Here is an 11,531-nt window from a genome sequence, read left to right on the forward strand (position 1 = left end):
AAGGCTCACTTAGATCTCGCCTTCGTTCTTGAAAACACCTTCGGACATCGCGACGTTGCGAAGGGCCGACTGGTCTCGCCGATACTGATTGAAGTAGGTGCGAATCTGCGCCGTCGGCTGCGGGCTCGGCGGCAGGCGGCCGCCGCGGTCGAGTTCGCTTTGCGGACGCTTGCGGATGATCAACTCGATCGCGCATTCGGCGACTGGAGCGACCGTTTGGTCGAAGCGCGGCAGGTCGAAGCGGTAGGTTTGGTCAATCAGCTCGATCTTGCGAATGTCAGCATGAGGACCAAGCGTCGACAACAGCTCCATCACGTTTATCGAGGCCGGACTCCAGGACTTGGCTTTGGTGACCGTGAAGGTGTGTTTGTGGTCGCGATTATGCGTCGACGGCCAGACGCCCTGTTCATAGAGGTCTTCGTCCGGGATGCAGATCACCAAATGGCCGCCCGGCTTCACGACGCGCAACCAGCTTTTCAGACCTTCATAGGGGTCTCGCAGGTGCTCGAGGCAATGGCTGGAGAACACGAAATCGAAGGTGTCCTCGGCGACGCCTTCCATGAACTGGGCGTCGCCGTCGCTAAGGTCCCAAATTCGGGCGCTGTTCATTCGCGGAAAAAACTCGGCGTACAGCATCAGGGGATCGGGATAGCCACCGATATCAACCCCGTCGCCAACCAGATAGCGGGTCGCGAAGCGGGCGTCCGCCAGGCGACGTGGGATCGATTTACTGCATTCTCTCATTTTCGCTTCTTCCCTGACGCGGTCGTCTTGGCCGCGCCGTCCAATACTTCGCTGATGCGCTTGGCGTAGCGGATACCCACCGCGCGTGCGCTGAAGTTCTGACGCATATGGCGCCGGGCGCGCTCGGCCATCGCGCGTGAGCCTTTGCGGTCGCCGATGGCCAGCTCCATCAGTTCAACGGCATGGGCGATGTCGGGCTCCGCCCAGATCTGACCTTGCCAGTACGGATAGCTGTTTGGCTCCAGCGCCACCGGCTGATAGCGCACGAGATGCGCGGTGTCCTTGGTCATGAAGTCGAGGTTGCCAGAATAGCCCGTACCGATGGTCAGGCGACCCAAGCGCATGGCCTCGGCCATGCCGCGTCCGAACCCTTCGGACCGGTGCAGCGAGACGAAGCAATCACAGGCGCGGACGAGGTTCTTGATCTCGTTGTCCGAAAGGACTGCAGTGATCTTGGTGGCGTACTCGCCCAGCGCCTCGATGCGGGCGTTCAAGGCCTTGTACTGGGCCGATGACTCGTCGCCGCCCTTGAACTTGATAACACAGTGGATCGGCGCGTTCGGGTTACGCGCCACCAGACGCTCGACCGAGTCGACCACGGCTTCGGGGTTCTTGCGGGCGCTGTACGAGCCAAAGTCGAAGAAGAACAGGAAGGCATAGGCGTGCTCGGGGATGCCGAAGTGGCGACGTGACAGCATGCCCGACAGCTTGACCTCGACGGCCAACGGCATGTGCAGCACTGGGATCGAGACCGTATGAGCGATAGATTCCTGAATGAAGGCGGACGGGGCCCAGACCTCGTCGAAGCGCTCCAGTTGCCGCGCCCAATCGGTGGGATATCTCGACAACTCCCAAGCAGGGTAGATGACGTTGTAGCTGCTATCGAAATTGGCGTCGTTGAGATGCGGAACCGCTTGCTCGATCTCGTCGCCGTTGATGTGGAAGATATTGAGGCGTTCGCTGAGCCGATCGGTCAGTTGGGGCGCCAGTTCGCGTTCGTAGTCAAGGTCGGTACGGCTGTTGAGGCCATAGATATCGCGGATTGTCGGTGCATAGCCGGCGGCGTTGACCGCTCGCCAGGACGAGCGAACGTGCTCACCCATACCGATCGGCGCGAATGGATGGCCCACAAGGCAGACTTTGGACCCGCTGTATTGAATCGAGGGCATGGGGGTCGATCTCCAGTCCTAATCGCGGCGCAGCAGGACGTCGGGCGCGTCATGGGCATTGCGTACGGCATCGAGCCATCCGCGACCAAAACGCTCGTCTGGTTCGAGGTGCGCGCCTTCTGCCCATTCGTTCCAGGCGTTGATAAAAACGATCCGCTCGTCGCCATAGTTTTGGGCCCGAGTCTCTTTGAATAGGTGCTCCAGCCAGGCCTGGAACGCACCGGGGCTCGCGTTCTGGAACACGTAGGAGACATCCTGCCGGCGCGCGGTGTTGTCCCATGAGGGCATCGCGCCACGGAAGCGCGTGTGGCCCGGCGTCGGTTCGCGCCCATACTTGCGGACGACCTCGTGATAGTCGCAGACTGTGCCGCCATAGTTCGGGTTGTAAACCGGACCGGGTGGAGCAATCTCCGCCGACATGCCGGCGGGCGGGAATTCGACGGTGGCGTCGAAGCCGATCTTGCTGGGGTCCGGATAGGTCAGAGCGTTCTCGAAATTCTCGACGAAGGTCAAATAAATTTCAGCGATCCCGGCCTTGCGGCAGGCTTGCCGCCAACGCTTCCCGACCGCGGCGATGTTCGGAATCAGGCCGGGCCTATAGACGATGAACAGCGGTCGGCCGTCGATGCGGATATAGGCGGGATGACGCATGTGGCGGATGGCATCCTGGATCAGCGCGTCGAGGTCGGACTTGCTATAGCGTTGGGACAACAGCACCGCTTTCTCCTGCCCGTCCCAGGTGCGGGTCCAGTTCTCGTTCGCCCAGCAGATGCAGAACGGGAAATCCCAGTCGGGATCGGCCAGAATTTGCTCCAGCGGACGGTCCATGACGCGCTTTCCGGAGAACGAGTAGTAGTAGAAACAGAAGCCGTCCACGCCATGCTCGCGCGCCAGCTCGGCTTGGCGCTGCATCGTCGTCGGATGGGTCACATCGTAAAAGCCAAGCTCGGCCGGCCGATGCGGTTGATAGTGCTTCTCGAAATTGGGTAGCGCCCGGGTTACGTTGGTCCACTCGGTAAAGCCGGCACCCCACCACTTATCATTCTCCGGGATGGCGTGGAACTGGGGCAGATAGAAGGCGATCACCTTGACCCGATTGCGTTCGGCTAAGGAGTTGCTCCAGCGCTCGACGAACTTCTGCTGATTGCGGAAGGCTTGGCGCACCTTGAAGTCATCGCCCATGCTCTGCGAGGTCACGCTGAGATGGTGTACCACCCGCGAGGCGGGCGCGTAGCGGATGCGCTTGCCGGCGGCCTGAAGTCGGAAGCAGAGATCGGCGTCTTCACAGTAGGCGGGCACGAAGCTTTGGTCGAACCCTTCGAGGGCGAGGAAGTCGGCCCGACGAACCGCCAGGCAGGCGCCGGAGGCGTAGTCCACGAATCGCGGATAATTGTAGCGTGGCATTTCCGGGTCGTCGAACAGGCCGATGAGTTCCGCCGAGCCGTCGAGATTGATCCGCGCCCCAGCTTCCTGTAGCCGGCCGTTGGGGAAGAGCAGCATGGGCGCTACCGCGCCGACCTCCGGGTCATCCAGCTCCGCGACCAGTGGAGCGAGCCAGCCGGCCTGCACCTGGACATCGTTGTTGAGGAAGATAACGATCTTGCCCTTGGCGAGGCCCACGGCCTTGTTGCACGATAGAATGAAGCCAAGGTTCGGCTCATTGCGAACGTACTGCACGCCTTCGATTGTCGCGAGCACCTCGCCGCTCTTGTCCTTGGAGGCGTCGTCCATGATGAGGATCTCAACGTTGTCGAGCTCCCCGACGACGTAAAGGGATTTCAGGCATTCGATGGTGTATTTGAGGTTGTTGTATACCGGGACCACGATCGAGACCTTTGGCGCCTTTGGCGTGACGAAGCGGAGCTTCGCGGCCTCGGAGGCCAGAGTTTTGGGGTCTAGCGAGATCATGTCGATCGGCTTGGATCGCAAGGCGGAGATGCGCTCTCGGCGCTCGTGAGCCAGGTCCGCCGTCAGGGCGTGGTAGGCGAAATAGTCGTAGGCGTCGTTTGTCTCGCGCGAACCACGGGCCAGTTCGGCGAACAGGCCTTGCGACTGGTGCGGCGCGCCGCCGCTCGACGGTGTGGACGGCACCGCGGCTTCGGTCCCGATCGTCTTGATCGTCGGCAAGGCGGGCGCGCCGGCCGCGACCCACAACTCAAAGGGCGCTCGCCGCGAGTCGATCGCCGCGGGGTTCAGCAGCAGGAAGGCGTGTTCGTCGAAGCTGGGGCTGACTCGCCGGCGCTCTGCATGGCCTTTGGTGAGATAGTGGACCAGTGGCTCGACCCCTGCCGCCTCCACATCGGGATTGGCGCGCAGATAGAAGTCGGGATCGAAGTGCGGGCTGGCTTGACGTCGTTCCGACACGGGTCGCGACAGGTAGTGCTCAAGCGGGTTCATCCGCGACGCCGCGGCGTCGGGATAGCGGCGCATGTACCATGTGGCGTCGAACAGCGGGTGCAGCTGACGGCCCTCAGCCGCGCCTTTCAGCACGTAGTGCGCCAAAGGCGCCATGCCGACGCGGGCCACGTCGGGATTCTGTTCAAGATACCAGTCGTTGTTGAACAGTGGATGCGGGTCCAGGCCTTCTTTCCAGCCTTCGCTCAAATAATGGACCAGCGGATTCTGGCCGGTTTCAAGAAGGGCACCGGCCTGGTGAAAGTAATAGCCGACATCGAACAGTGGGTGCGAGCTCAGTCCGCGCGCGCCGCCGAACATCAGGAAGTGGGCGAGCAGGCTCTTGCGTAGCCGCAGGCCAGTGGTTCCAAGCTGCTTGCGATAATAGTCAATGTTGAACAGCGGGTGGCACTGCCGATCTTCGCGCTCGCCGTGCAGCAGGTAGTGGGTCAGGGCGGTCATCGGGGCGCCCACGACGTCAGGGTTGACCGACAAGTAATAGGCCTGGTCGAACAGAGAGGCGGGCCGCGCCGAGGGGTCGTCGCCACGGGCGATATAGTTAGGCAGGTCGAAAAACTCACCGCCTGAGGCCCCTGAGACCCCACCGTTCACCTGCACGCGACCGGCCACGTCGGACCATGCGCCCGAACGGACGAGGAACGCGCTTTCGGCGCGGCGCGTCAGGCGAAGGCTCGCGCCCCAGGCCTTCCGCTCGATCCGGGCCGCGAGGGCCCGGGGCGCGAAAAACCGGGCATGTTTCGCGGAAAGGGGTCTGGCCATGGCCGCGTCCCACCGGCGGCGGGAGAGCTCGGTCTGCTGGTCATGGGCAGTGACACGCAGCGCTTCGATCCGATGCGGCAGGTTCGGGGGGACAGCCATGTGGACGGCGTTTTGATCAACGGCCGGGGGCAGTGGCGCATTCGCGATCTCGCGCGCCAGAGCGCCAAGGGCTTGGCGGGTCAGTGCGCCCTCGCGATGGATTTCGGCGATCACGTCGAGTGTGCTCGCCGGCGCGACCGCCTTTGCCGATGAGGCGCGCGACTTCGATGGGGTCGTCGTTATCGTTCCGATGGAAAGCCGCTTGTCCGCTTCGCGACGTTCCCCGACGCCGCGATCCCCTTTTACTGCCATCTTCGACCTTCAACCTTCCAGACGACGCCCGCCGCGCCGCTAACAGCGCGGAGCGTCGATCGTGGTTACATCAACGCAACGTCGCCGGCGACGGCGATCTTGTGGCCACCCGCTTGCCAGACGTCGTGCCTCGGCCGCTATCCCTGGCCTTCGTAGAGAAGAATGCGCGTAAACATCTCATTGATGCGGTCTGTCAAGATAGACTTCATCTAGAGGTCGGCGATTGAGCTCTTTGCTGGATCTGGCGCACGGGGTTCGCCAAGCCAAGGCTTGTGCGTTCCGATATTCACAGCCGGATCAGGCAACACTCTAGTCTCCAACGCGTGGTTACCGTGCGGCGCATGGCCATGTTCCGCATAGCCATCCCCCATCCCGTCCACTGACGCAACACGCCGAAAATGTCAAAATCTATCGTTTAGGTCGATCCCGCGCGCCGCGCCCCCGGAATGATAGAGCGCCTATCGTGCGTCGTTCGCTAGGTCGGAGCCACCCAGGACACCACGCCGGTATGTGTCAGCGCCACCACGTCGGCTTGACCGCCGCGGGCCTCCAGGGCGACGATCAACTGGCGACGTCGTTCCGGGGGAACCATGAACATCATGAAGCCGCCGCCGCCCGCTCCCGATACCTTTCCCGCGAGCGCCCCATTAGCGAGGGCCAGGTCGTAGAGGCCGTCGATCAGGGGATTGGAGACGCCTGACGCAGTCTGTTTTTTCGCCGCCCAGGACCGGTCCAGGATTGTCGCCATCTCGACGACGTCACCCCGCAGCATGGCGCTTTTCATGTCGATGGCGTCGAGCTTCAATTGGTGCATGGCGTCGATCGCGACGGATGGGCCGCCGCTGATCGCCGCGCGCTGCTGGACGATGATGTCGTGGGAGGCCCGCGACTGTCCGGTAAAGCAGATCGCGAGCGACGACTCGATTTCCTCGCAGACCCCCGCGCGTAGGCGCAGCGGATTGACCACGGTTCGGTCGCCCGACAGGAACTCGATGAAATTGACCCCGCCGAAAGCGGCCGAGTACTGGTCCTGGCGACCGCCCGCCAGACCCAGGTCGTTGCGTTCGATATCCCAAGCCAGGTGCGCGATGTCGTAGCTGCCGAGCGGCAGATCGAGATAGGCGCGGAACGCCTCGACCAGAGCGACGACGAGAGCGGACGACGCGCCTAGTCCCGATCCGGCCGGCGCGTCCACGGTGCTGGCCACGGATACGGCGAATGGCTTGCCGCCGAGATAGTCGCGGACGAACCGGCGGTAGACGCCCATATGGAGCACTAGGGGAGAGGGGCGATCCAGAACCTCGTCTGTCCCGCACAGGTCCTCCACGCCGACATCGAGCGCCTCGAAGGACACTCGCCCGTCTGTTCGCGGACGAAGGAAGGCGAAGGCGTGCCGGTCGATGGTGACGTTCAGCACCGCGCCTCCGAATTTGTCGCAGTAGGGCGACAGATCGGTGCCGCCGCCAGCGATGCCGAGGCGAAGCGGCGCGCGGGCGCGGACACGAATATTCTGGGTATTGAAAATCATCGCCTCCGCGAGAAATGTGCTACCTGGGCCCGGCGAATAGATATAACACCCTCCCGCTCTGTCAACGAAAACGTGCCCTTCGCATGATCCTCAACAGCAGTAATTCTCATCTCAGCCGCCATGTAAAATCCGAAAGTATAAATATTCGTTTCGACGATGTAGCCAGTTGGATTAAAGATTACGCTCTGCCATATTGGTTTTCTGTTGGTGTTGACAGAGAGAATGGCGGATTCGTAGAGCATCTAGATTTGAATGCGGCGAATGTCGGGGGTGAATACAAGAGAACTCGCGCGCAGGCGCGGCAAATATATTGCTATTCTCAGGCCGCGCTTTTAAACCTGCACCCTCAAGCAGAGGAGGCCGCTGCTCATGGCTGGCGGTTCCTCACCGACAACGCGCGCTTGGCCGACGGCGCCTATGCGCGCCGCCTGACGCCTGACGGCACCGTGCTGGACGCCACCTGCGACGCCTATGACATGGCCTTCGTGCTTTTTGCTCACGCTTGGTGGTATCGCGTTTCGGGCGAGGCGGAGGTGGTGCGGAGCGCCCTGTCGGCGCTGACCGCCCTGAACGCGCGGCTACGGCATCCAAACGGCCTGGGCTGGCTCGCGGAAGAGGGTGATACGGGACCTCGGCAACAGAACCCGCACATGCATATGATCGAGGCGGCGATCGAACTGGCCGACGCCACGGGTCGTTCGGAATTCTTCGAATTGGCGTGTGAGATCCTGTTATTATTCCGTGAGCGGATCATTGACGAGGAAAGCGGCGTGCTGCGCGAACTCTTCGCGGCGGATTGGTCGCCGCTGGACAGCCCCGCGGGCTTGCTAGTCGAGCCCGGTCACCAGATGGAATGGGCGTGGATTCTGAATCGCGCCGGACCGGTTCTGGGCGTCGACGCTTCGGACTTGGCCCGCGCGCTCTATGCAAGCGCTGAACGGTACGGCGTCGCCAAAGAAACCGGCCTGACGTTCGACCAGGTCGACATCGATGGTCGGGTGATCGCCGCCAGCCATCGCTCATGGCCCCAGACCGAGGCCCTGAAAGCTAATCTGGCGATGCTGGAAACGGATGGTCTCGACACCCGCGAGCGGATCGGGGTCTGTACGCGCAATCTGCTGGACCGCTATCTCGACACCACGCCGCGCGGCGTCTGGATCGATCATCTGGACGCTCGGGGCGAGCCCATGGTCGACAAGATTCCCTCGACCACCTTCTATCATCTGCAGCTGGCGTTCACCGAACTGCTGCGGCTGCGAACCCGGATCGAGGCTTTCGGGGCGCTCTAGGTGCCGTTTCCAAGATAGCTGTTCAAGAACGCCGGACGGGCACTCGTGTGAACATCATCGGGGATACCTTCGGCCAGGGTAGTGCTTCGCAACCCGTGGGTCTCGGCCGCTCCCCGGGTGAACGACCTTTGGGCTTCGACACCTAGGCTTCAAGAGCGGCCAAGCGGACGATCCAGGGTCGCAGAAAGTCTTCCAGGTCGGCACCTTCGAAACGAACACCCGGTATTCCCGCCGCCTCTGCGGCGGCCGGGGTGGTGGGTTGATCGCCGACCATCACCACCCGTTCGCGGATTACCGGGAATTGCTCCAGCAGGCGCATGATCATGCTGGGATGAGACGAGCAAGCGAAGGCGTCGATATGGGCGCCTTGGGCCTTCAACTGGGCGTTCATCCAGACATGTCGCGCGTCGCAGGCGGCTTCGTCGCCAGGACCAAGCGTCGCTCCGCCCGGATCGGCGGCCACGAAGGCGAACAAGCCCGCGTCGTTGACCGCCCTGATCGCCGCGATCGCGCCGGTGACCCACTGGGTCCGCTCGGACTGGTGAACGTCTTCGACCTTGAGCACGCTGTCGTATTCGAAGACGACAGCGCCCCGACGGGTCTGATTCGGGATGAAGTCCTGCGCCTGCGCGAAATCCTCGGGCACGCCGATATCGATGAAGGGGCGCTCGTACGCCTTGCCGCGGAGCAGGCCCTGCTTTGCAAGGCGCGGATAGACCTGGCGTTCGATCGAGGCTGGGCCGGCGGCTGGAAGGTAGTTGAGGATGGCGCGTGACAGCACCGCGACGCCACCGTTGATTAGGCCTGGGCCATCGGTCTCGGGCCGTTCGGCGAACCGCACGATCCGATCTCCCTCCAGCACAGCGGGCCCGTAGCGCGAAACGTTTTCGACGGGACGCAGCGCCAAGGTGGCCAGGCCTTGGTCCGAGTCCAACGCCAGCGCCCAGAGATTGACGTCGAAGAACGAGTCCCCATTCAGGAAGAAGAAGCGCTCATCAAGCAGATCGGCGGCGTGGCGTAGCGCCCCGCCCGTGCCGAGAGGTTCGGGCTCGACGACCAAACGCACCCCAAGGAAGGCCTCGCTGAGGCTCTGCAACCGCTCGGCCCGGAAGCCCGCCAGCAGGAGGACGTCGCTCACCCCGTGCCGGCGCAGCTCGCGCAACAGCCAATACAAGAAGGGTTGCCCCCCGACCTCGAGCAGCGGCTTGGGCGTCTCCTTGGTCAGGGCGCCCAGTCGCGTGCCAAGTCCGCCGACCAGCACAACAGCTTGAGTGATCATCCGCCTACAGTCCAAATCTGATCAAACAGCCGACGCCACGGCCTCGGCGGTGATGCCGAACTCCTTGTACAGCCGCTCGTACGGGGCGCTGGCTCCGAAGTGGTTCATGCCCACGAACTTGCCGTCCTCGCCGATGAAGCGCTCCCAGCCCATGCGGACGGCGGCTTCGACGGCGACCCGGACCGGGGCCGTGCCGATGACCGAGGCCTTGTAAGCGGCGGTCTGTTGCTCGAACAGTTCCCAGCACGGGGTGGAGACCACGCGGGTGGGCTTGCCTTGAGCCTGCAGGATGTCCCGGGCCGCCACGGCGATCGAGACTTCGGTGCCCGATGAGAAGATCGTCACCGCAGCGTCTCCGCCCTCTGCGGCCAGCAGCTCATAGGCGCCCTTGGCCGACAGGTTCTCGGCGGCGCTACCCCGCACGCCCGGCACCTTCTGGCGCGACAGGCACATCACCGACGGCTGGGTCTGGTGTTCCAGGGCGATCTTCCAGCACTCTGCGGTCTCGACCGCGTCGGCCGGGCGGAAGACCAGCAGGTTAGGGATGGCGCGCAGGCTGGCGACGTGCTCGACCGGCTGGTGGGTGGGGCCGTCCTCGCCCAGGCCGATGGAGTCGTGGGTCATCACGTGGATGACCTTGGCGCCCATCAGCGCCCCCAGGCGGATGGCCGGGCGGCTGTAGTCGGCGAAGGCCAAGAAGGTGCCCGAATAGGGGATCACCCCGCCGTGCAGTGCCATGCCGTTCATCGCCGCGGCCATGCCGAACTCGCGCACGCCGTAGTGGACATAGCGGCCGTCATAGTCGGGCTTGTCGAAGGGCCGCATGCCCTTGACGAAGGTGTTGTTGGAGCCCGTCAGGTCGGCCGAGCCGCCGATCATCTCGGGAATGGCCGGAATCAGCTGGTCCAGGGCCGCGCCGGAATGGACGCGGGTCGCGTTGCCCGGCTTGGTCTTGGCGGCCTCGGCCAGATGAGCGTCGATGCGGTCATAGGCTCCGGCCGGCAGCTGGCCGGCCATGGCGCGGGTGAAGTCGGCGACATGGTCCGAGGCGGCCAGCTTGGCGTCCCAGGCCTTGCGGGCCTTGGCGCCGCGACGGCCGACGGCCTTCCAGGCGGAGGCGACATCGGCGGGCGTCGTGAAGGGGCCGTCGGTCCAGCCCATCGCCTCGCGGGCATCCTTGATCTGATCGTCAAACAGCGTGTAGCCGTGGCTGTGGGGGTCGCCTTCCTTGGGGCCCGCGCCCTTGGAGATCAGGGTCTTGCAGGCGATCAGGGTCGGCTTGTGCTGCCGGGTGGCCCAGCGCAGGGCGGCGGCGATCTTGCCGTGGTCGTGGCCATCGACGGCCTTGACCGCCCAGCCGGCGGCCTTGAAGCGGGCCATCTGGTCGCCGGTCTCGGCGATCGTCGCCTCGCCGTCGATGGTGGTGTTGTTGTCGTCAAACAGCACGGTCAGCTTCGACAGGCCAAACCGCCCGGCCAGGCTGATGGCCTCGTGGCTGACGCCCTCCATCAGGCAGCCGTCGCCGGCAATCACCCAGGTGCGGTGATCGACGACGTCCTTGCCGAAACGCGACGCCAGATGGGCCTCGGCCATGGCCATGCCGACCGACATCGCCAGGCCCTGGCCCAACGGGCCCGTGGTGCATTCGACTCCGGGCGTGTGATGCACTTCCGGGTGGCCGGGGGTCATCGAACCCCACTGACGGAAGTTTTCGATCTCCTTCATCGTCACGGCCTTGAAGCCGGTCAGGTGCAGCAGAGAATAGAGCAGCATCGAGCCGTGGCCGGCCGACAGCACGAAGCGGTCGCGGTCGGCCCAGTCGGGCTGGCTCGCGTCGAACTTGAGGAACTTGCTCCACAGCACCGTCGCCACATCGGCCATGCCCATCGGCATGCCTTGGTGGCCGGACTTGGCCTTGTGGACGGCGTCCATCGACAGAACGCGGATCGCATCGGCCATTTTGACGGGCGAAACAGGCATGGGACAGGCTCTTTTGA

7 protein-coding genes are annotated in these 11,531 nt (G+C 63.7%); 1 reads left to right on the plus strand and 6 read right to left on the minus strand.

Annotated features, from left to right (window positions below; all coding sequences use genetic code 11):
* Nucleotides 1-9 precede the first annotated feature (9 nt).
* The 4 genes from ACP7AG_RS00455 to ACP7AG_RS00470 form a co-directional block, all read right to left on the minus strand.
* Complete coding sequence (locus ACP7AG_RS00455) at nt 10-636, minus strand: class I SAM-dependent methyltransferase (RefSeq protein WP_426029398.1); 627 nt, start codon at nt 634-636, stop codon at nt 10-12.
* Between the two features lie 104 nt (nt 637-740).
* Complete coding sequence (locus tag ACP7AG_RS00460) at nt 741-1,913, minus strand: glycosyltransferase family 4 protein (RefSeq protein ID WP_426029399.1); 1,173 nt, start codon at nt 1,911-1,913, stop codon at nt 741-743.
* Nucleotides 1,914-1,931: 18 nt separating this feature from the next.
* On the minus strand, nt 1,932-5,438 hold the full coding sequence (locus tag ACP7AG_RS00465) for a glycoside hydrolase family 99-like domain-containing protein (RefSeq protein ID WP_426029400.1): 3,507 nt from the start codon (nt 5,436-5,438) through the stop codon (nt 1,932-1,934).
* 475 nt (nt 5,439-5,913) lie between these two features.
* Nucleotides 5,914-6,966: a dehydrogenase gene (locus ACP7AG_RS00470; protein ID WP_426029401.1), complete on the minus strand. Its 1,053-nt coding sequence runs from the start codon at nt 6,964-6,966 to the stop codon at nt 5,914-5,916.
* Between the two features lie 83 nt (nt 6,967-7,049).
* Here ACP7AG_RS00470 and ACP7AG_RS00475 point away from each other — a divergent pair, with 83 nt between their 5' ends.
* Nucleotides 7,050-8,255 carry an AGE family epimerase/isomerase gene (locus ACP7AG_RS00475; protein WP_426029402.1) on the plus strand — a complete coding sequence of 402 codons (1,206 nt, stop codon included), beginning with the start codon at nt 7,050-7,052 and terminating at the stop codon, nt 8,253-8,255.
* A gap of 142 nt (nt 8,256-8,397) precedes the next feature.
* On the opposite strand, the gene ACP7AG_RS00480 is transcribed toward ACP7AG_RS00475, so the two are convergent.
* Nucleotides 8,398-9,534, minus strand: a complete 1,137-nt coding sequence (locus ACP7AG_RS00480) for a sugar phosphate nucleotidyltransferase (protein ID WP_426029403.1) — start codon at nt 9,532-9,534, stop codon at nt 8,398-8,400.
* 21 nt (nt 9,535-9,555) lie between these two features.
* Nucleotides 9,556-11,514 (minus strand): transketolase, encoded by a 1,959-nt coding sequence (gene tkt, locus ACP7AG_RS00485; RefSeq protein ID WP_426029404.1) that lies wholly within the window; start codon nt 11,512-11,514, stop codon nt 9,556-9,558.
* Nucleotides 11,515-11,531 lie beyond the last annotated feature (17 nt).

The sequence above is a fragment of the Caulobacter sp. DWP3-1-3b2 genome, assembly GCF_049896325.1.
In the GTDB taxonomy this organism is placed as follows: domain Bacteria; phylum Pseudomonadota; class Alphaproteobacteria; order Caulobacterales; family Caulobacteraceae; genus Caulobacter.